This window comes from Kitasatospora sp. NPDC029312 (assembly GCF_055569215.1).
The window spans coordinates 1-19,563 of the sequence record NZ_JBVHXY010000012.1; the positions used below are offsets into that span (position 1 = coordinate 1).

The 19,563-nt window shown below is 73.3% G+C and carries 21 protein-coding genes and 1 pseudogene; 17 read left to right on the top strand and 5 right to left on the bottom strand.

The features are described from left to right. Positions 1-493: 493 nt before the first annotated feature. Positions 494-799: pseudogene (locus tag ACZ4WV_RS12440) on the top strand (C40 family peptidase); the annotation flags it as partial. A 268-nt stretch (positions 800-1,067) separates the two neighbouring features. Further along, positions 1,068-1,427, top strand: a complete 360-nt coding sequence (locus tag ACZ4WV_RS12445) for a VOC family protein (protein ID WP_465745609.1) — start codon at positions 1,068-1,070, stop codon at positions 1,425-1,427. Positions 1,428-1,497: 70 nt separating this feature from the next. On the opposite strand, the gene ACZ4WV_RS12450 is transcribed toward ACZ4WV_RS12445, so the two are convergent. From ACZ4WV_RS12450 to ACZ4WV_RS12460, 3 genes are all read right to left on the bottom strand, one after another. Then, positions 1,498-2,388, bottom strand: a complete 891-nt coding sequence (locus tag ACZ4WV_RS12450; protein WP_465745611.1) for a hypothetical protein — start codon at positions 2,386-2,388, stop codon at positions 1,498-1,500. Next, positions 2,385-3,857 (bottom strand): MBL fold metallo-hydrolase, encoded by a 1,473-nt coding sequence (locus tag ACZ4WV_RS12455; RefSeq protein WP_465745613.1) that lies wholly within the window; start codon positions 3,855-3,857, stop codon positions 2,385-2,387. The genes ACZ4WV_RS12450 and ACZ4WV_RS12455 overlap by 4 nt, the downstream gene beginning before the upstream one ends. Positions 3,858-3,944: 87 nt before the next feature. Then, complete coding sequence (locus ACZ4WV_RS12460; RefSeq protein WP_465745615.1) at positions 3,945-4,079, bottom strand: hypothetical protein; 135 nt, start codon at positions 4,077-4,079, stop codon at positions 3,945-3,947. A gap of 201 nt (positions 4,080-4,280) precedes the next feature. On the opposite strand from ACZ4WV_RS12460, the gene ACZ4WV_RS12465 reads away from it, so the two are divergent. After that, entirely contained in the window at positions 4,281-5,591 is a 1,311-nt protein-coding gene (locus tag ACZ4WV_RS12465; RefSeq protein WP_465745617.1) for a helix-turn-helix domain-containing protein, read from the top strand. Here ACZ4WV_RS12465 and ACZ4WV_RS12470 read toward each other — a convergent pair. Next, the gene (locus ACZ4WV_RS12470) at positions 5,588-6,397 is read right to left on the bottom strand and encodes an alpha/beta hydrolase (protein WP_465745619.1); all 810 of its coding nucleotides are present in this window, start codon (positions 6,395-6,397) and stop codon (positions 5,588-5,590) included. The two genes, ACZ4WV_RS12465 and ACZ4WV_RS12470, sit on opposite strands and share 4 nt — an antisense overlap. Before the next feature lie 53 nt (positions 6,398-6,450). After that, positions 6,451-6,990, bottom strand: a complete 540-nt coding sequence (locus ACZ4WV_RS12475) for a hypothetical protein (RefSeq protein WP_465745621.1) — start codon at positions 6,988-6,990, stop codon at positions 6,451-6,453. Positions 6,991-7,551: 561 nt separating this feature from the next. On the opposite strand from ACZ4WV_RS12475, the gene ACZ4WV_RS12480 reads away from it, so the two are divergent. From ACZ4WV_RS12480 to ACZ4WV_RS12545, 14 genes are all read left to right on the top strand, one after another. Beyond that, on the top strand, positions 7,552-7,986 hold the full coding sequence (locus ACZ4WV_RS12480) for a hypothetical protein (protein WP_465745623.1): 435 nt from the start codon (positions 7,552-7,554) through the stop codon (positions 7,984-7,986). After that, positions 7,983-10,169 carry a type IV secretory system conjugative DNA transfer family protein gene (locus tag ACZ4WV_RS12485; protein ID WP_465745625.1) on the top strand — a complete coding sequence of 729 codons (2,187 nt, stop codon included), beginning with the start codon at positions 7,983-7,985 and terminating at the stop codon, positions 10,167-10,169. The genes ACZ4WV_RS12480 and ACZ4WV_RS12485 overlap by 4 nt, the downstream gene beginning before the upstream one ends. A 15-nt stretch (positions 10,170-10,184) precedes the next feature. Continuing rightward, positions 10,185-11,141 carry a replication-relaxation family protein gene (locus tag ACZ4WV_RS12490; protein WP_465745627.1) on the top strand — a complete coding sequence of 319 codons (957 nt, stop codon included), beginning with the start codon at positions 10,185-10,187 and terminating at the stop codon, positions 11,139-11,141. 290 nt (positions 11,142-11,431) lie between these two features. Further along, the gene (locus ACZ4WV_RS12495; protein ID WP_465745629.1) at positions 11,432-12,076 is read left to right on the top strand and encodes a hypothetical protein; all 645 of its coding nucleotides are present in this window, start codon (positions 11,432-11,434) and stop codon (positions 12,074-12,076) included. A gap of 23 nt (positions 12,077-12,099) precedes the next feature. Next, complete coding sequence (locus ACZ4WV_RS12500; RefSeq protein ID WP_465745631.1) at positions 12,100-13,017, top strand: hypothetical protein; 918 nt, start codon at positions 12,100-12,102, stop codon at positions 13,015-13,017. Positions 13,018-13,063: 46 nt separating this feature from the next. Next, positions 13,064-13,756 carry an SAF domain-containing protein gene (locus ACZ4WV_RS12505; protein WP_465745633.1) on the top strand — a complete coding sequence of 231 codons (693 nt, stop codon included), beginning with the start codon at positions 13,064-13,066 and terminating at the stop codon, positions 13,754-13,756. Next, positions 13,756-14,571, top strand: coding sequence for a hypothetical protein (locus tag ACZ4WV_RS12510; RefSeq protein ID WP_465745934.1), 816 nt, complete (start codon positions 13,756-13,758; stop codon positions 14,569-14,571). The genes ACZ4WV_RS12505 and ACZ4WV_RS12510 overlap by 1 nt, the downstream gene beginning before the upstream one ends. Further along, positions 14,564-16,126: a CpaF family protein gene (locus tag ACZ4WV_RS12515; protein WP_465745634.1), complete on the top strand. Its 1,563-nt coding sequence runs from the start codon at positions 14,564-14,566 to the stop codon at positions 16,124-16,126. The genes ACZ4WV_RS12510 and ACZ4WV_RS12515 overlap by 8 nt, the downstream gene beginning before the upstream one ends. After that, the gene (locus tag ACZ4WV_RS12520) at positions 16,123-17,022 is read left to right on the top strand and encodes a type II secretion system F family protein (protein WP_465745636.1); all 900 of its coding nucleotides are present in this window, start codon (positions 16,123-16,125) and stop codon (positions 17,020-17,022) included. The genes ACZ4WV_RS12515 and ACZ4WV_RS12520 overlap by 4 nt, the downstream gene beginning before the upstream one ends. Continuing rightward, the gene (locus tag ACZ4WV_RS12525) at positions 17,019-17,918 is read left to right on the top strand and encodes a type II secretion system F family protein (protein WP_465745638.1); all 900 of its coding nucleotides are present in this window, start codon (positions 17,019-17,021) and stop codon (positions 17,916-17,918) included. Before ACZ4WV_RS12520 ends, ACZ4WV_RS12525 begins: the two co-directional genes overlap by 4 nt. Positions 17,919-17,957: 39 nt before the next feature. Continuing rightward, positions 17,958-18,182, top strand: a complete 225-nt coding sequence (locus tag ACZ4WV_RS12530; RefSeq protein ID WP_465745640.1) for a hypothetical protein — start codon at positions 17,958-17,960, stop codon at positions 18,180-18,182. Between the two features lie 52 nt (positions 18,183-18,234). Then, complete coding sequence (locus tag ACZ4WV_RS12535) at positions 18,235-18,654, top strand: TadE family protein (RefSeq protein ID WP_465745642.1); 420 nt, start codon at positions 18,235-18,237, stop codon at positions 18,652-18,654. Next, on the top strand, positions 18,651-19,112 hold the full coding sequence (locus tag ACZ4WV_RS12540) for a TadE family protein (RefSeq protein WP_465745644.1): 462 nt from the start codon (positions 18,651-18,653) through the stop codon (positions 19,110-19,112). The genes ACZ4WV_RS12535 and ACZ4WV_RS12540 overlap by 4 nt, the downstream gene beginning before the upstream one ends. Next, positions 19,109-19,558 (top strand): pilus assembly protein TadG-related protein, encoded by a 450-nt coding sequence (locus ACZ4WV_RS12545; protein ID WP_465745646.1) that lies wholly within the window; start codon positions 19,109-19,111, stop codon positions 19,556-19,558. Before ACZ4WV_RS12540 ends, ACZ4WV_RS12545 begins: the two co-directional genes overlap by 4 nt. Positions 19,559-19,563: the final 5 nt, after the last annotated feature.

Here is a 19,563-nt window from a genome sequence, read left to right on the forward strand (position 1 = left end):
CCGCTACGAACGCAAGGGCGAGCACTTCGCAGCCTTCGCCAGCATCGCCGTGGCCGTCATCTGCTACCGCAGACTCTCCAAATGAGATGACTCCTTAGTGTCAGGCCGAGCGGGAACCCCGGACCGGGGCCCGCTGCGGTCCCCCCGATCGGCGGCACCGCCCACCCGCTCGTCCATTCCCGGGTGGCCGGTGCTGCCTTCCAGGCCAGCGCCGAAGGGTTCCTCACCGTGGTCGTGCACTCCCATGTCTTCTTCCTGACCCGAGATCCGGTCTCCGTGCCCATCGCCCGCCGCAGGGTGAGGACCCGCATCGTCAGCTGGGGCGTCCTGCTGGACGAGGACACCCGGCTCGCGCTGGACACGGTCACCTCCGAGCTGGTGACCAACGCCGTCCGGCACACCCAGCGGCCGATGCTCACCGTCGCCGTCTACGTGAGCGTGAGGCTGCGGCGGGTCCTGGTCGAAGTCTACGACGGCTCGATCGCGCTGCCCCGACCCCTCCGGGCACTGCGACTGCTCCTCACTCATCCAGCGTGCCTACGGAGTCGCCGGCATCCAGCTCACCCGCACCACCTACACCCAGGTCGCGGAAGGCACCGCCGTCTCCACCGACCCGGCAGCACTTCGCGCGGGAGACCTCGTTTTCAGCCGCGGCAGCGCACAGCGGCCCGAGCACGTGGCCATGGTGATCGGCCCCGGCCTCATCGTGCAGGCGCCACGCACCGGCGACGTCGTCAAGGTGTCGGAGCTGGCCCAGCAGGGGCCGGTCCTCGCGACCCGGCGCGTCGTGGCCGGCTGACCCCCTGCAGTTTCCAGTTGATCTTGTCAGTTTCCGGTCGATCTGTCGTCGACCTGTCATCACCAGCGGGAAACCGCAGGTCAGCCGTCCGAACGGCCTGTCATCCCCGCCGATAGGGGGCCGGTTCCCGAAGAATCTGACAGATCGATCGGACGAACTCGCTGACAACTCATCCGGACATCTGCGCATCGCCGCAGGCCGCGGCTGTTCCGAGTGACAAGTACGCCGGAGCCTGCGGCGTACGATGGCATCCCCTTGGAGGTGGTTCGTGTTCAACAGCGTACGTACCGTGATGGCCTTCGCCGTGGACCCCGAGGCGGCGGCCCGCTGGTGGGGTGAGCTCCTGGACGTTCCCATGAAGCTCGATGTCAGCGACACCGGGGCCGTCTACGCCTGGGTGGAGATCGGCGGAGTCGAGGTCGGCTTCCACCCCGCCGACGACGAGCGCAACCCCAGGGGCGGCAGCCCGGTCGTGTACTGGGGAGTGGACGACGTCGACCAGGTGCGCGAGCGGCTGCTGGCGGCCGGCTGTAAGCACCACCGCGGCCCGCTGACCATCGAGCCGGGACGGCGGATCGCCCAGCTCCAAGACCCGTTCGGCACCGTCGTCGGCATCGAAGGCCCGTAGCAGCACACGCGCCGAACGCCCGGTGCCCCGCTGACCACCAAGGATCAGCGGGGCACCGGGCGTTCGGCGTTCACCGGTCCAGGCCGTGCAGGCTCTCCAGTCCGGTGGCCGCCGCGTACGCGCGCAGGGCCGCCTTCAACGAACCGGCCGTCCAGCGGGCGCCGTGGGCGGCGGTGGCGTCGAGGTACAGGCCCAGCACCTGGTCCGGGCTGGTCTCGTGCCCGGCCTGGCGCAGGACGGCAGGGAGGGTGACCAGGTCGATCAAACCGGTGACGTCCGGGCGCACGCTCTCCACGTCCAGCAGCACCACCTCGCCGTCCGCGCGTCGGCGCAGGTGCTCGGGCTTGAGGTCGAGGTGGCCCAGCGGCACCAGGTTCGGGCCGTAGGCCTCCAGGTGCGCGGCCAGCACCTCGCCGTACGCGCCCGGGTCCGCCATCCAGGCCGGGGCCGGGGCGCTCCACAGGGCGGCGAGGGTGAAGGCGGTCAGTGCCTCGGCGGCCTCGTCGGGCAGCCGCAGCGAAGCGGTGTGGACGGCGGCGACGCGCTCGGCCAGCACCGCGGGCATCCGCGGTCCGCTCCAGTCGGCCGCCTGCGGCAGGTACTCCAGCAGCAGCGACAGCGACTCCTCGCCCTCCGCGTACAGCCGGGCGACGGGGGCGGTGTCGGCCAGCAGCGCGTACGCCAGCGTCTCCCCGGCGTAGGCGGCCGGATCGGCGTGGAGTTTGAGGACCAGCGAGCCCTGCGGCGGCGGCCGGTGCACCGCGAACACCGCGGCGGTGTAGCGGGCGCTGAGCACGCTGACCCTGCCGTTCACGCCCGGGTGGTCGGCGGCGAGTGCCCGGCGGGCGCGCACGAGCAGGTCGGCGGGGTCGGTGGGCATCGGGGTGGCCAGCCACCCGGCCGGGCGGATGCGGGCCAGGCCCGTCAGCGCCTCGGCGGCGGTGGCCGGGGCCGTCGTCACCGGGGGACCGCCGGGGCGGTGATGCCGGCGGCCATGGTGGCGTAGGACAGGGCGGCGAGGTCGGGGCGCTGGTGCTCGCCGTAGATGCCGAAGAAGGCGTAGACGAGGCTGTCCAGCGGGCGGCCGATGTGCCAGCACTCCATCGCGCCGCCGGCCACGTCCCACACCTGCAAGCGGCCCGTGATCAGGGCGAGGTAGTCCTGGAAGAACATCTCGGCGCCGAACGGGTAGGCGGCCATCGCCTCCTCACGGCGGGTCGCCTCGACCTGGACGAAGTCGGCGGTGGTGACGTCCCAGGCGAGCTGCAGGAGGTGGCCGCCGGGGCCGTCCTTGAGCCGCAGCACCGCGCGGTGCGCTCCGAGCGGGCCGGAGAGGTACTCGTGGATGCTGCACGCCAGCATCCCGGTGCCGGTGGCCAGCAGCTCGCGGCCCAGCCGCGGCAGCTCCGCCGTCACGACGGCGAGGGCCTGGTCCTGGTCGGCGGGTTCGTCGGCGAGCGGGGACAGCTGGACCGTGCCGGGGTCGGCGAGGAACACCGCGTGCGCGACCAGGGCCTCGTACTCGAAGTCGTCGTCGATCCGTACCCAGCCGACCCGGTCGGCCGTCACCTTCTGTGCGGGTGAGGCCGGGACGGTCAGCCGCTCGCCCGGGCGCGGGCCGTGGACAGTGAAGAGGTGTTGCAGGCCGTTGGCGGCCGCGGCCATCTTCGGGTGGTCGGAGTACAGGAACGGGCCGTGCGGGCTGCCCGGGGGCAGGAAGCCGTTGCCGCACAGCGCCACGTCCGCGACGCCGTCGAGCGGGGCGAGGACGTCCAGCAGCAGCTGGTTGAGCACGCTCAGGCCGGTCTTGTGCCGGGTGCCGTCCACACCGGGCAGCAGGTTGACCGAGGAGGCGGGCATGCCCGGCGGCACGATCTGGGAGTTGTTGGAGACCACCGCGACGCGGGGCACGGGCTGGGCGCCCTCGGCGACCTGCTGCAGGTACAGGTCGGAGGGGTCAGCGTCCACCGCGACGAACACCGCCGGCCCGTCGCCGACGCGCAGGCAGGGCTGGACGACGCGGTCCTCCCAGAACAGGGTCCGGGCGCCGGCCGGGTAGAGGGTGACGCGCAGCTCGCCCAGCTCGATCGGGGTGGTGTGGTCGATCCGGTGCACGGTGAACCCCAGCGCCGTGATCGCCTCTTCGGCCGGGGCGGGCAGCAGCGGCCCGCTGTAGACGGGCACCTGCCGGTCCAGCAGGTCGAGCGAGGGCAGGTGGAAGTGGTCGAGGTGCTCGTGGGTGAGCACGACGGCGTCCGGGCGCGGCATGAGGCCGGTGTCGACGGTGCGCGGGGGCCACACCCGGCACTCGGCCCGGCCGGGCAGGCCGAACGCGGGCTTGAGGACGGGGTCGATCAGGACGCGGTGGCCGCCGCCCTGGACCAGCCAGGTCTGGTGGCCCAGGAACGTCAGCTCCAGGCGGGTGTCCACGGGGTGCCTCCTTGATATGCGGGACCGGGGGTGTGGAGAGCCCGGGAGGGCGGGACGGCCCCAGCCGCCCCGCCCTCCCGGAGTACCTCAGTGGTGGTAGGAGTGCGGGGCGGCGGCCAGCGCGCCGGTGCCGACGAACCGGCTGACCTTGGCCTGGAGCGCGGCGACCTTCTTCGGGTCGAGCGTGACCGCGGTCTTCGCCGGGGTGGTGGTCTTCGTCATGGCGCAGTCCTCCTTGCGTGAAGGGGCGTTGGGGACTCGGCCGGAGGGCCGGTCCGGTGCTCACAGTTCACCGCCGCGCGCCGCCGGGGTCGAGGCCGGATCACCGGACGCTTCACCGGACACCGTGACGGGTAGGTACCGCTGCCTCGCTCACGGTCGCCATGATGGCTACCGTGGTGGTCCTGGATTCCGGGGGTGCCCATGCCCGAACACGTCGCCAACTGGCGCCTCGTCGCGGCCCGCGTCGAGCATGGCTGGCACACCCAGGAAGACTTCGCCGACGCGTACGACGAGACGGCCCGTGAGATCGGTGAGCGGGCCAGGATCTCCGTGCGGCAGGTGAGACGGTGGGAGTCAGGCGAGTCGACTTGGCCCAACCGCGACGCGAGGCGCGTCCTGGATGCGATGTTCGGCTGCCCGCTCGAAGACCTCGGCTTCCGCCGAACCGCCCGGCCCACCGGACGGCGCCCCGGCGGGAGCGGACGACAGATGGAGGAGCGCGACGTGCGCCGACGGACGTTCCTGGGCCTGGCGGGTGCAGTGCCGATGCTCGACCTCCAGGCCCTGGACCACCTCACCGCCGCCGCCCACGGCGCCCGCCACCACGGCGACGGCGAACTCCTCGACCACCTGCGGACCAAACTGGACGACGCCGCCCGCGCGGATGGGCTGGCCGGCCCGCACGAGGCGCTGCCCACCGTGCTGGGCATCCTGGCCGCGATCAACTCCACCGCCCGCACCGCCGGTGAGGACCTGCGGCGCGAGCTGCTGGCCCTCGGCGCCCGGGGCGCCGAACTGGCCGCCTGGCTCCACCGTGACGCCGGCGCACCCGCCCCGGCCGTCGCGTACTGGCACCGCCAGGCCAAGGAATGGGCAACGCTGACCGGCGACGGTGCGATGCACGCCTACGTCCTGCTCCGCCAGGCCCAGGCTACCGACCGCACCGATGCGGCCCAAATGCTCGATCTCGCCCGCGCCGCCACCACCGGGCCCTGGACCCTGCCCCCGCGGCCCCGCGCCGAAGCGCTCCAGCAGGAGGCCCGGGCGCTCGCCCTCACCGGCGCCGGCGCCGACCAGGTGACCCGCGTCCTCGACAGCGCGCACGCCGCCCTCGACCAGGCTGCCCCCGCGAGCGGTCCCGCCACGTGCACCGGCCCGCTCGGCGACGGCTACACCCGCGAGCGGCTGATGGTGCAGAGCGCGATCTGCTACCGCGAGGCCGGCCAGAGCGAACGCGCCGTCAGCCTCTTCCGCGAGCACCTCACCACCAGGGTGTTCGCGCCCCGCGACCGCGCGTTCTTCACCGCCCAGTACTCCGGCGCCCTGGTCGCCGCCGGCGAACCGGACGAGGCCGCCAGCGCCGCGCGCGAAGCCCTCACTCTGGCCGCGGGCGCCCGCTTCGGGCAGGCCCTCGCCGAACTCCACCGCACCGCCGCCGACCTCGCCCCGTACGCCCGGCGCCCGGCAGTACGCGAGTTCCGGCAACGGCTGGACGAGCTGACGCCCGCCTAACCGGCGAGGAACGTTCCCACCTTCGCGATGACCTCGGCCTGCCACGCCTGCGACTGAGGATGCAGGTACTGCGGGTCGTCATGGACGGCGAAGCCGTGCTGGGCGCCGTCCAGTTCCACCAGCTCCACCGGCCCGCCGAACATGGGCCGGTGCCGGCGGGAGGACTCGACGGGGACGAAGGTGTCCGCGGTGCCGTGCACCATCAGCACCGGCGCCCGTACCCCGGCCAGGATCGCCGGGGTGTCCAGGTAGAACACCTCGTTCAGCAGGGCCCGGTTCAGCTCGAACGGCGACTTCTCCGTGAAGCCCTGCTCATCCAGCCGCACCGCCATGTCCCCGGACAGGTAGTCGTCCGACCAGCCCGGCCGGGAGGTGACGTACCGCTCCTTGTAGTCCAAGCGCGGGTTGAGCAGCACCAGCTTGTCGACGTCGTGCGGCCGGTGCGCAGCGTGCAGGGCGGCGGCACCGCCGGAGAACGAGGCGGCGATCACGTGCACCGGGCCCTGCCGTCCGGTCCGCGCGCGCAGGTGGTCGCCGGCCGCGCGGATGTCGTTGGTCACCGAGGCGATCGTCAGCTCCGACTCCCGCCCGCCGCTGGCCCCGTGCGCCCGCAGGTCGAACCGCAGACTGGTCACCCCCGAGGCGGCCAGGGCGGCGGCCAGACGCGTGAAGAAGCCGCCCTCCTCCCGGGTCACCCCCGACCCGTGCACAAGCACTGCCACCCCGGCCAGCGTCTCCGCTGAGCAGACCGTGCCGAACAGCGCGGTGCCGTCCAGGGACTGAAACGCCGTCTCGTGATCGACCATAAGCAGATAGTAGTCACTCAGCCGACCGTCCGGGCCCGCCCGCCCGATCTGGCCTACCGGGGCAGGGCGGCCCGGCGGGCGGCGGCCGCGCGCTCCGGGTGCGGAGTCTTGACCGGCCCGGTCGAGCCGTCGCTGTAGCGCACGGTGCACGCCTCCTCCGACAGAGCCCCGCACCTGGAGCAGGGGACGACGAGTCCGTCGATGTCGGCATCCGCCCCGGCTGCGGCCAGGGCGCGCACCGCCGGTGGCGGCAGCGAGGCCCGGCTGCGCGGCCGGGGAGCCTGCTGCGGCCGCGTGCTGGTCGCGCTCGGGTCGCACGCCTTGTGGACGGGCTTGCCCCGGGTGCCACGTGCGTTGCTGAACACGGTGGGCGACTCCGTGTCGGGGTAGCCGCACACCGCGCAGACCAGCGGGCCGCGCCGGGTCCCCTGGCGCTGGGTCGCGCGGGGCTGCTGCGCGGGCACGACCTCGGTCGTCCCGTCCGCGCGGGTCACGGTGACCGGCGAGGCGGGCGGGGTGTCGTATGAACGGAGGTCGGGGGTGGCGGTGTGGGTCTGCCCCTTGCGGCCGCCTCTGCCGATGCGTCGGGCCATGGCCAGCACCGTAGGGCACCGGCGTCCGACCGGACGCGACGGACGGCCCGGCTAAGGCAGGGTTCACCCGGGCGAGTGGCAGATCGCAGCGCCGCCGCGAGCTGACCGGCCAGCGGCGACTGCGGCCCGCTCGGGGGTCCGGGTCGCAGCCGCCATCCTCCACACTGATGCGGGTGACCTCTGCCGGCACGCGGGGCTACGCCGTGGCGGCGTCGGTCGGACGGGTGTGCTCGGCAGTGGGTACGAGTTCTGGGTGCAGCTGCGCGCCGCTCGCAAACGCCGCAGCGGGGCCCGATTCCCGAGGAATCTGACAAATCGACCGGACGAACCCGCTGACAACTCGTCCGGGCACTCGCCCATCGCCGCAGGTCACGGGACGGTGCCGGGTGACAAGTCTGATCGGAACCCACAGCTTTTATAACGGGACGGCAAAACCTTGGCGGGCGGTGTCTGAACGGGGCGGCCCGGAGGACTTGGTCAGGGCGTGATGTCCGCTGCCGACCAGGAGGTTGCCGTGCACCGCCGTCCCGTTCACCACTTGTCTGGCCTGGGGGTGACGTCGTGACCGTCGCCGATGCCCTCGAATGGGGCGCCCAGGCCTGTCCGTACCTGGCAACGGCCACGGCCGCCGGCGGCGCAGGGTGGGGGTGGGCGGCCCGGCGCCGGCTGCGGCGTGGCCGTGCGGCGCTGACCCGGCGGGCGGTGGTCGAGGTCGTCCCCACCACTGCGTTCGACCCGAGCGAGGGGGAGGTCGCCCGCTTCGGCCGCCATCTGGCCCGGGTCCGCTACGCCGCCGGCGGTGTGCCCGCCCGCGGCTCGGCCGTGCGGGTGCGCTACAGCGCCGAGGCCGGGCGGATGCACTGTTTCCTCGAGGGGCCCGTCGAGGCGGCGGCCGTCCTGGCGATGCCCGGCTTCGCCGGGGTCGAGGTCCGGGCCGCCGGGGGCCGCAGCGCGATCGCCCCGGTCCGCTTCGCCGCGCCCGGGGACACGCGGTGAGCGCGCCCGCGGTCAGCCTCGCCAAGCCCGCCACTTCCCCGGCCCCTTCCGCCGGGCCGGCCCGGCGCCTGTATGTGCAGCGGGCCGAGCTGGTCCTGGCGTTCGCCGACCAGCGCCCGCTGGCGGCGCTGGGCCTGGCCCCGGACCCGCTACAGCAGGTCGCCGCCGCCATGGCCTCGGTGCGCACCGAGGCGGGCGAGCAGGCCGGCGTGGTGATCGACCTGGTTCCGGTCTCCGAGCGGAGCCTGGCCAGGCGGCGGCGTCGCCTGGTGGCGCGCTCGAGGCGCCAGGGGCCGTCGGCGTACGGGGAGCGGCTGGCCGGCGGGGTGTGGGGGGCGGGGCTGGCGGAGTCGTTCTCGGCCGCCTGGTCCGGCGGCGGCTCGGGGCGCAGCAGCGCCGGGCAGCGGCTGCCGCGGATGACGGACGTGCGCGATGGGGTCGGGAAGTTCACCCCCGGCACCGGGGTGTTCGCCCTCCAGCTGCTGCTGCGTACCCGGGCGGCGCACCCGCAGGCGGCGCTCGCGCGAATGCACCAGCTGCTCGCCGCGTTCGCGGTCACCGGTGGCGAGAATTACCTGAAAGCGCGGGTGCCGCGCACCCGGCGTGCGCGGGCGGCGTTCGACCGGCGCTTCGCCAGTGGGGAGTTTGCTCCGGCCCGGCGCCAGTGGGTGACGGTGCCGGAGCTGGCCGGGTTCCTCAAGCCGCCGAGCGCGCGCTGCCAGGCGCCCGGTGTCGTGCGGTCCGGGGGCCTGGTGCCGCCGGCGCCGGCGGACTTGCCCGTCTACAGCGGGCAGCGCGACCTGGTGCCGCTGGGCGCGGTGGTCTATCCGGACGGGGTGGAGCGCATCGGCGCGGCCCGGGTGAAGGATCTGCTGTTCGCGCTGGTGCTCGGCAAGTCCGGGCACGGCAAGACGGAGTCGGCGCTGGTGCAGTGCATCGCGCTCGCCCACGCCGGGTTCGGCACGTGGTTCCTCGACCCGCACGGCGAGGCGTGGGTGCGGGCCAAGCCCTACCTGGCGCACGCCGATGTCGCGGCGCGGGTGTGGGAGATCAATCTGGCGCGCTCCGAGCCGGACCAGAGGGTCGTGTCCTGGAACCCGCTGTCGATGGAGGGCCGTTCCCTCGGCGACGTCCAGGAGGTCGTGCGCTCGGTCGTCGAGGGCATCGCCGCCGCCCAGGACTGGGGCGACCACGCGCCCCGGGCCCGCACGATCCTGGCACGCGCCGCCCAGTCCCTGGCCCTGCTCAACCTGCAGGCCGTCGAGGCGGGGAATCCGGACGCCCAGTGCACGCTCTTCCAGCTGCGGACCTGGCTGACCGACGGGGACTGGCGCGCCCTGCTGCTGCCGAAGCTCCCCGCCCGGGTGCGGGCCTACTGGGAGAAGACCTTCCCGTCCCTGGCCCGGGACGCGGTGCCGACCGTCACTTACGCCATCGACCGCCTCGACACCTCCAGGTCGTTGCAGGCGTTCTTCGGCTCGCCCCGCTCCGCGTACGACGTGCGCCGGGCCATGGACGAGAACCGGATCGTGTTCGTCTGCCCGTCCGGCTCGGAGTCCGACGCTCTCGTCTCGTGCCTGCTCATCCACGACCTGCACCGCGCCGGCCTTTCCCGCCAGGACACCCCGCGCGACAAGCGCGCCACCTTCTGGGCCTGGGGCGACGAGCTCACCGCCCTGGACGCCTCCAGCAAGGGATTCCTCGCCGCCATCGCCGAGCAGCTGCGCAAGTACGAGGTCCGCTTCACCGGCATGACGCAGATGGCGTTGCGTCTGTCCGCGACCACCCGGCAGGCGCTGCTGCAGAACCAGTCCTTGCTGGCCACCTGCGCGGCCGACTTCGACGAGGCCGCGTTCGTCGCGCGCCGCTGGAATGGCCACGTCACCCCCGAGACCATCACCGACCTGCCGAAATACCACTACGTCATGTCCCTGAACCTGGACGGCCGGCGCACCACCCCGTTTAGGGTGCGCGGCCTGCCCGTCGAGGAGATCTACGCCCACTACGACAACCCCGGCGGCGTCCCCGACCTCGACCGGGCGATCGACGCCAACCTGAGCCGGCGCACCGTCGCCGACATCCTCGCCGCCCTCGAGGACCTCGACGGCGCCGTCCTCTCCCACCACCTCGGCCTGCCCTCCGCCCCCGCCGACAACACCGACCCCACCACCACCCTGGACTGAACCGGAGCACCACCCATGCCCTACCCCGTCACCATCCCTCACGGCGTCGGCCCGATCGGCCGGCAGGCCATGACCGTCCTCTACCAGCACCGCCTGGTCTCCACCGACCAGCTGCACCGCCTCCTGACCCCGCACCACACCAGGGCCGAGTACCTGCGCCGCCAGCTCCACCGCCTGCGCGCGCAAGGCCTCGCCGACGCGGTCGGACGCCGCGCTCAGGGGCAGGCCAACCTGTTGTGGTGGCTCACACCCAAAGGCGCCGAAGCCGTGGAAGCCGCAGGCCTGCTCGCCGAGCGCCCCTACCGGATGAGCCCGGAGGCCGCCGCCGGCCCACTGCAGGAACACACCCTGGCCACCGTCGACACCGGCATCGCCTTTGTCCACTGGGCCCGGGCACTGGGCCACGACTGCGGCCCCCTGGACTGGTCCCCGGAGACCGCCCACTACTACCGCGACGACACCCGCCCCGGCGAAGACCTCTCCCTCATCCCCGACGCCGTCCTCAACTACGTCCACACCGACCAGGACGCCCGCACGCGCACCCTGCTGACGTTCTTCGTCGAGGTCGACCGCGCCACCATGTCCGTCGCCCGCCTCGCCCACAAGCTCCACGCCTACGCCAGCTACCAGAAGTACATCCCCGCCGCTGGCGGCCGGGGCGGCGTCCGCACCGCCAAGCCCGGTACCGCACCGGCCTGGCGTGCCCGCTACCCCGCCTTCCCCCGCCTGCTGCTCGTCTTCACCGGCGCCCCCGAGCCGCGCCTGCAACGCCGCATCGCCGACCTGCGCAGCCTCGCCGCCGCCGACCCGCTCACCGCCGCCGGAACACTGCGCGCCGGTGCCACCACCCTCGACCAGCTGCGCCAGGAAGGCCCGTTCGCCCCGGTGTTCACCCCGCTGCTCGGCCCGGCCACCCCCGTCGACGCCTGGCTACGCCCCGGCGCGGCCGCCGCAGCCGTCGCAGCCGCATGACGACATCCGCGCCGCCCACCCTGCTCACTGGACGGGCTGCTGCCTCGTCCTGCGGCGGCCGGGCGGCGGGTCCGAACTGCGCCCGCTTTATTCCGTTTTGAACGCGCTGTGTAGGCGAATCCTCACGCAGTGGTGGGAAATTGGCCGAATTTCTCGTAGTGTGGCCGCTGCGACGCACGCGCACGATGGGGATTGATCATGGCGTGCGCGCTGCGGCCACTCGCTCCACCGACGCTGTCGCACCAGTTCAGGCATGTGACCGCGGGGGGCTGCGGCCAGTTACACCCGGCATGGAAGACGCGCCGATCGCGCGCACCTGCGGCCAGGACAACTTGGGGGATGACGTGCTCGTGACGAACCGTTCGATCAGCCGGACGTTTTCAGCCGCCACCGCAGCCCTGTGCACGGCCGGCCTGCTGGCCGCCTGCAGCTCCGGCTCGGACAGCGCGGCTCCGCCGCCCACCGCGAACTCCGCCCCAGCGACAACCTCCTCCACACCCTCGCCCACGGCGGACCCGACGGCCGACGCGAAGGCCGCAGCGCTGGTGGCCTACCGCGGGATGTGGGGGACGATCGTTAAGGCCTACACGGCCGGCTCTCTCACCGGGGTCGACGACCTGGAGACCTACAGCCGCGATAAGGCTCTGGCGAACATCAAGATCGCGGTCAACTATTACGAGAAGAACAATTTCATCGTGAAGGGCGAGCCCAAGCTTTCCCCTGAGGCCCAGGCCGTGGACCTGACGTCCACGCCAGCGCGGGTGACGATCCGAGACTGCGTGGACACCACCAACTTCCTGCCGGTCGACAAGACGACGGGCAAGCCCTCGGAGACCGATGGCAAGTTTCGGCACGTCACCAGCGCGGTCGCGCAGCGTGTGGACGGCAAGTGGCTGATCGGCGACTGGTCGATCGACAGGCAGCAGACATGCTGAGAGGCCTGGGCGCAGCGTCTGTGGTGGCAGTCTTCACTGTCGCCGGCGCCCTCGGGCTCTCCCCGCTTGCATGGGCCGATGACGGCAGCACCGACTGCCCTCCGGGAGTCTTCAACTGCGACCTTCACGCCACCGGCGGCGGCGCCAAGGGGGGTGGCGGAGCGGGCAAGCCCGCGGGCGACGGCGGCAGCGGAGGCGGAAGCACCGGCGGCGGGGCGAGGTGCACGATCGACGGGGCCGAGGTCGCCTGCTTCGTGGCCAAGCTCGGCTGGTACAACCCGAACGACAGCTGCTACTGGCAGGTCCTCGACCCGCAGCCTCCGGCGGACAGCGAGCGATGGAAGATTGCGGCTGGCATCCCCGCTGACTGGAAGCCCGGACAGGGCGCGCTGTACAACCGCACGTGCCTGGCGAAGGGCGCCGAGCTGATGAGCGGCGCCATGTACAGCGCCACTCCGCCTCCGGGGATGGGCGGCATGGTCGACCCGGCCCAGCTCGCCCAGCAGGCGGTGGACAGCATGAAGCTGACCGGTGCGGAGATCGGGATCGCCCCGAAGCCGGGGTCGACGTCGTTGGTGGGCCTGCCGGTGTGGCTGTGGACGGCCGTCAAGGACACCACCTGGGGCCCGAAGTCGGCCTCGGTGTCGGCCGGCGGCGTCACCGTGACCGCGACCGCGCACGTGGACCGGATCATCTGGACCACCGGTGACGGCGCGAGTGAGACGTGCCGCACCCCCGGCAAGGCCTACCTGCCCGAGTACGGCGCCCAGCAGCCGGAATGCGGCCACACCTACAGCAAGGCCGGCCAGTACGCGATCAACGCGACGAGCAAGTGGGTCGTGGACTGGACGGCGAGCACTGGGCAGAGCGGCCGCATCACCACGGACCGCCAGGCGGCGACCTCGGTGGCGATCGCCGAGGCCCAGGCCCTGAACCAGTGAGCGCGGCCGCAAGGGCCGCTTGCTCCCCTACTCCTGAGGTTTTGTGATGGCACCCACTTTGACCAGGCAGCGGCGTGCGCCGGCCGGTGACGGGGCGAAGGGCGGGCAGTCCGGGCCGCTGCCCGTGGCAGACCCAGGTCCGCGCCGGAGCCGGCGGCCCGCGGTCATCGCGCTGGGCGTGGCGCTGACCGCCGTCGGCGGCCTCGCCGCCGCCTACTACAACATCAAGGCGGCCGACCGGGTCCAGGTGATCGCCGTGGCCCACCCGATCCCGGCGGGCAAGATCATCTCGTCTGACGACCTGAAAACGGCCTCCGTGATCGCGGATCCCGCGCTGCGCCCGGTGCCCCTTTCCCGCGCCCACGACATCCTCGGCAAGGCGGCGGCCTCCGACCTGCCGGCCGGCACGCTCGTCACGGACGACTCCGTGCGCGCCGGTCAGCCGCTGCGGGCGGGCAAGGACACCGTCGGCGTCCTCGCCAAGACCGGCCAGCTGCCCGCGCAGGCTCTGCAGCCGGGCGACGAGGTCCAGGTGGTGTCCACCCCCGGTCCCCAGGACGACAAGGCGGCGCCGGCCGCGCGGCCTTCCACGATCGGTGCGGTCGTCCTCCAGGTCGGCGAGGCCGACGCCAACGGCGCCCGCGTCGTCGACCTGGCCGTCGGGCCGGTGGACAGTCCCGTCGTCGCGTCCTGGGCGGCGACGGGGCGCATCGCCATCGTGCTGAAAGCGAGGCCGTGATGCTCACCGCGCTGGTCTCCGCGAAGAGCTGCGGGGTCACCACCACCGCGCTGGCGCTGACGCTCGCCAGCCCCAAACCCACCGTGCTCGCCGAGTGCGACCCGTCCGGCGGCACGATCCGCACCGGCTACCTCCAAGGCCGCACGACCGCGGCGATCGGCCTGCACCGCCTGGCCACCGCTCAGCGCGACGGCACCCTCGCCGAGGTCTTCGAGCAGCACCTCGTGCCCCTCGACCAGGCCGGGCACCGGCTGCTGCTGCCCGGGCTGACCGACCCGACCCAGACCCCGTCCCTGGCCGGCACCTGGGACCCGCTGCACCGCCTCCTGCGGGTGATGGAGGAGGACGGCTACGACATCGTGGTGGACGCCGGCCGCGTCGTGGTCGAGTCGGCGACCAGCCTCAGCGACACCTACTCCCCCGCGCCGCTGCTGCGCCGCGCTGACCTGCTGCTGCTCGCCGTCCGCGCCGACACCCCGTCGGTGGCGGCGGCCGCCCCCGTGATCCGGGTGCTGCGCGAGGACCTCGACCGGCACGGCACCGGCTCCGGCTCGCTGCGGCTCGTGGTGATCGAGGACGGCCCGCTGAAAGCGGGCCAGATCGCCGCCGCACTGGGCGTGCCGGTGGTCGCCACCATGGCGCACGATCCCGCGACGGCCGCGGCGCTCGGCTCCGGGGGCAGCGTGCGCGGCCGCTTCGACCTCGCGCCGCTGATCCGCGGTGCCCGCAGCGCGCACGAGCAGCTCACCCTGAATGCCACCCGGCGCAGGGTCCAGCTGGCGCCGCGCCCCGTGCAGGAGGCCGCGCGTGTCTGACGTCATCACCCCGTCCGTCCCCGCCGACGAGGCCGGCTCCCGGGCCGCGCGCTTTCGCGACGCGCTGCTGGCCGGGCACGAGGGCCAGGGCTGGCGCATCGCCGGCCCGCAACCTCCTCAGCACGTCCCCGCACCGGCCCCTTCCGTTCCCGCCGTGCGCACCGGCCCCGTCGTCGTCGACGGGCCCGTCGCCCCGCCGGTCCCGCATGCGGAGATCGCGAAGCTGCGCTCGCTGGTCGCCGAGCGGCTGGCCGCCGCCACCGCCGAGTCTCCCGGCATGTCCCGCGACGACCGCCTCCAGCTCGGCCAGTCCCTGGTGACCAGCGTCGTGAGCGTGTGGGCCACCGACTACGCCGCTACGGCGGGCGCGCTCACCCAGGAGGGCGAGCAGGCGGTTCGCAAGGCGGTCCTGCAGGAACTGTTCCAAGCCGGCCGCCTCCAGCCCCTGCTGGACGACCCGGACATCGAGAACATCCTGATCCGCGGCACCGGTGTCCGGGTCGACTACCGTGACCGGCCCTCCGTCGAAGTGGGGCCCGTCGCCGAGTCCGAGGCGGAACTCATCGCCCTGGTCAACGGCGTCGTGCGCACGCAGGGCCAGGGCGAGCGCAGCCTCACCCCGGCGACGCCCCTCATCAACTCACGCCTCGCTGACGGTTCCCGCCTCGCGGCGACCGCCTGGGTCAGCGACCGGCCCCACGTCGTGATCCGCCGCCATCGCACCCGCTCGCAGCGGCTGGCCGATCTCAAGGCCTGGGGCACGCTCGACTCCACCCTGGTGGCGTTCCTGGCCGCCGCCGTCCGCGCCCGCAAGAACGTGATCATCGCGGGCAGCCAGGGTGCCGGCAAGACGAGCCTCATGCGGGCCATGGCGCTGGAAATCCCCCGGTCGGAACGCATCGGCACCCTGGAGGACTCCTTCGAGCTGTGGCTGCACGAAGACCCCGAGGCCTGCGAGGTCGTAGCCCTCGAAGCGCGCGAAGGCAACGGCGAACGGGGGCCCGACGGCCGGCCGGTCGGCGAGGTCACCCTCAGCGAACTGTTCGAACAGAGCCTGCGCATGTCCCTGCGCCGGGTCCTGGTCGGCGAGGTCCGCGGCGCCGAGGCCCTCCCGATGCTGCGCGCCTTCAACTCCTCCGACGGTGGGAGCATGGCGACCATCCACGCCAAGAGCGCGGAGATGGTGATCGAGCGCCTCGTCGAACTGGTGGAGGACGCCGGGCTCACCGACCGCTCCGCCTACCGCAAGATCGCCCTCAGCGTGGACTTCATCGTCTACGTGCGCCTCGTCGACGAGACAGCCATCGGCGGCAGCCGGCACCGCTTCGTCTCCCAGATCGTCGAGATCACCGGCGTCGGCGAACGCGGCATCCCCTCCCGCCAGACGATCTTCGGCCCGCGCCAGGACCCGGGCGGACACCGGGAACCGAGGGCCGTGCCGCACATGCTCCCGCAGTGCATCGGCGACCTCGTCCGCGCCGGCTTCGACCCGACGCTCCTGCACCAACCGTGGGGCACTTGGGAGCACCAGTTGAGGACGGTGACCGCGCTGTGACGCTCACACCCGAAGCTCTGGTCGCCGGGGTCGGCGGGTCGGTCGCCACGCTCGGAATCGTCCTTGCCGTCGTGGGCCTGGCCGGCACCAACGCCCCGCCCGTGCCACGCCCCGAGGGGGCGCTGCAACGGCGTCTGCGGGCAGGCGCCGCCGGGCTGCGCGGGCGCGGCCGGCTGGTGCTCGGCGCCTCCGTGATCGCCGGACTTGTGGTGTGGCTGGTCTCCTCCTGGATGCTGGGCGGGCTGCTGACCACCGCCGCAGCCCTGGGCATGCCGTGGATCCTCCAGCCCGGACGGGGCAGTACGCGGCAGATCACGCGGCTCAAAGCCCTCGAACAGTGGGTGCGCAGGCTCAGCAACATTCACACGGCCGGCACGTCCCTGGAGGCGGCCGTCACCGCGAGCCTGCGCAGCACCCCGCCGGAACTCCTTCCGGAGATCTCGCGGTTGACGGCCCGCCTCGGAGCCGGCTGGCGCCCGCAGGAGGCCTACCGCGCCTTCGGCCACGAGATGGACGATGCGACCGCGGACGCCGTCGCGCTGCTGATGATGAGCCACGTCGAGGACCGCGGGGCAGGCCTGGGCCGGGCGCTGGAGAAGCTCGCCGACCAGGTCGGCGAGGAAGTGCGGATGCGCGAGACCGTCGAAGCCGACCGCGAGAAGCCCCGTGCCAACGCCCGCTGGGTCGCGCTGATCTGCCTGGGGGTCTTCGGGCTCTCGGTCCTGTCCGGCAAGTACGTCCAGCCCTACAGCACTCCGTTCGGGCACCTGTACCTCCTCGCCCTGGCCGCCGCCTTCGCCGGGGTCCTGATCTGGATGCGCCGCATGTCCCTGGCCAAGCCGGCCCCCCGCATCCTCGCCGCCCCGGCGGACGACCGGGACGGGGAGGCCCTGTGATCGCCACCGCGCCCGCCATCGCCGCCGGTGCCGTCACCGGCCTGGGAGTTGCCGTCACCATCGCCGGGGCCACCCGCGCCCGCCCCGACCTGGGCGACGTGCTGCGCCGCATGGACGCCCGCCGGCTGGAACACCTCGACCCGCGGCCCGTGCGAGCCGCCGACTCCGTGCTGGAGCGCATCGGCGGCCGGCTCCTCGGCCAGGTCGGCGACGGCCCGTTCCGGCTGCCCCGCCGAGACCTGGACCTACTGGGCCGCACCCCGGCGCAGCACATCGGCCAGAAGATCGGCTTCGCGCTGCTGGGCCTGCTCTTCCCGGCGCTGGTACCCGCCGTCATCGCCCTGGCCGGCGGCTCGCTGCCGTTCACGGTCCCGGCCCTGGTGTCCCTGGGGCTGGCGGCCGTGATGTGGATGGTGCCCGATCTCAACGTGAAGGAGGAGGCGGGCGAGGCCCGGCGGGCGTTCCGGTTCGGCATCGCCTCCTACCTGGAGCTGGTGTGCCTGGAGCGCGCAGCCGACGCCGGACCGAGCGAGGCGCTGCGCAAAGCCGCGCTGCTGGGCAACGGCTGGGTGTTCGTACGGCTGCGGGACACCCTCACCCGCGCCGAGCTGAGCGGCGTCTCGCCGTGGGACGGGCTGCGCCAGCTCAGCGAGGAACTCGGCGTGCCCGAACTCGGCGCACCCGCCGACATCATGGCCATCGCCGGCGAGGAAGGCGCGTCCGTCTACACCACGCTGGAGGCGCAGGCGTCCAGCCTGCGCGGCACCCTGCTCGCCGAGGAGCGGGCACGGGCGAACATCACCTCCGAGAAGATGATCGTCCCCGTGACCGCCCTGCTGCTGATCATGTCGCTCTACATGGGCTATCCCGCCATCGCGCAGATCATGTCCGCCTGAGCGCCTCCCTCCCCCACCTCTACCGAAAGGACCTTCGCCGTGCCCGACTTCGAGAAGGCGGCCTCCGCCGACCCGGTCATCCAGGCGTTCCTCACCCGGATCCGCTACCAGCTCTACCGACTGCGGGACGCCCGTACGCGCAGCGACTACGGCGGCATGTCCATCGAGGCCGCGATCATCATCGGTGCGCTTGTCCTGGCGGCCATCGGCCTGGGGACGTTCATCGCCACCAAGCTCACCGAGAAGGAAGGCGCGATCAAGTAGCCGCAGGCCGCACGCCCGGCAGCCGGATCCAGGCCTCTACCAGGAGCAGTCCATGTCCACACCACGCCCGGCCCCCCGGGCCCGCCGCCGGCCCCGACGCCGCAGGCCCGGCGGGGACCGCGGCGCGGTCTCCCTCGAGCTGGCGATCCTGTTCCCCGCCCTCATGGCCCTGATCTTCGTCACCATCCAGGCCGGCCTCTGGTACCACGCCCGCAACGTCGCCCTGTCCGCCGCCCAGCGCGGCGTCGAACGCGCCCGCATCCAGGGCGGCACCCTCAGCCAGGGCACAGCCTCCACCCGGGACTTCCTCGACCGGGCAGGGACCTCCATCAGCGACCGGTCCGTGACCGGCAGCGACGGCCAGACCGTGCGCATCGAGGTGAGCGGGACAGTGAACACCTGGATCCCCGGCCTCAGTCTGCCGGTGCACCAGCACGCCTCGGCCGCACGTGAACGGGTGACCGCCCCGTGACCGGCGCCCGCAGACTCCTCGCAGCCGCCCGCCGCCGCCCCGACGGGGGCAGCGTCACCCTGGAGCTGGCCATCCTCGCCCCGGTGCTCTTCGGCATGCTGGCCATCATCGTGGCCGCCGGCCGCGTCCACCTCGCCCACAACGTCGTCGACGACGCCGCCCGCAACGCCGCACGCGCCGCCTCCCTCGGACGCGACGCCGTCTCCGCCCGCATCGCCGCCCAGCGCGTCGCCCAGCAGACCTTCCAGGACCAGGGCCTCACCTGCACGGGCCTGTCGGTCACCGTCCCCACCGCCGGGTTCCAGGCCCCGCTGGGGACGCCGTCCTCCGTCACGGTGACCGTGCGATGCACGGTGGCCTTGTCCGACGTCGCGTTCCCAGGCCTACCGGGCAGCACCACTGCCACCAGTGACTTCACCTCAGCCATCGACGCCTACCGCGGAAGGCCCGCAGCATGACGTCCCGCCAGCCCTGGCCCGCCACGGCGCTGCGCCGGGTCCTCGCGCGACGCCGCGCGACGGGCGACCGGGGCAGCATCACCCTGTTCGTGGCCGTCGCGACGGCCACCATCATGCTGCTGATCGCCTTCCTCGTCGACGGCGCCGGCAAGCTCCGCGCTCTCAACCACGCCGAGGCCACCGCCCAGGAAGCCGCCCGCACCGGCGCGCAGGCCGTCGACGCCGGACGGGCCATCTCGGGCGGCGGCGTCGCCATCGACCGCGCCGCCGCGCAGCGCGCCGCCACCGCCTACCTCCGCAGCGCCGGCGCCACCGGCACCGTGAGCTGGGGGGCGGACGGCTCGATCAACGTCTCCACCACCGAGACGTACCACCCCTACTTCTGGCCCGGCGACATGACCGTCACAGGGCACGGCAGCGCCGCACTGATCGTCCAGGGAGGCTGACCTCT

Coding starts and splice junctions, on each gene's coding strand:
- ACZ4WV_RS12510 (WP_465745934.1), top strand. CDS start 13,756: ATGCTCACCGCGCTGGTCTCCGCGAAGAGCTGCGGGGTCACCACCACC.
- ACZ4WV_RS12470 (WP_465745619.1), bottom strand. CDS start 6,397: ATGGTCGATCACGAGACGGCGTTTCAGTCCCTGGACGGCACCGCGCTG.
- ACZ4WV_RS12490 (WP_465745627.1), top strand. CDS start 10,185: ATGCCCTACCCCGTCACCATCCCTCACGGCGTCGGCCCGATCGGCCGG.
- ACZ4WV_RS12495 (WP_465745629.1), top strand. CDS start 11,432: ATGGAAGACGCGCCGATCGCGCGCACCTGCGGCCAGGACAACTTGGGG.
- ACZ4WV_RS12460 (WP_465745615.1), bottom strand. CDS start 4,079: ATGACGAAGACCACCACCCCGGCGAAGACCGCGGTCACGCTCGACCCG.
- ACZ4WV_RS12505 (WP_465745633.1), top strand. CDS start 13,064: ATGGCACCCACTTTGACCAGGCAGCGGCGTGCGCCGGCCGGTGACGGG.
- ACZ4WV_RS12535 (WP_465745642.1), top strand. CDS start 18,235: ATGTCCACACCACGCCCGGCCCCCCGGGCCCGCCGCCGGCCCCGACGC.
- ACZ4WV_RS12545 (WP_465745646.1), top strand. CDS start 19,109: ATGACGTCCCGCCAGCCCTGGCCCGCCACGGCGCTGCGCCGGGTCCTC.
- ACZ4WV_RS12465 (WP_465745617.1), top strand. CDS start 4,281: ATGCCCGAACACGTCGCCAACTGGCGCCTCGTCGCGGCCCGCGTCGAG.
- ACZ4WV_RS12475 (WP_465745621.1), bottom strand. CDS start 6,990: ATGGCCCGACGCATCGGCAGAGGCGGCCGCAAGGGGCAGACCCACACC.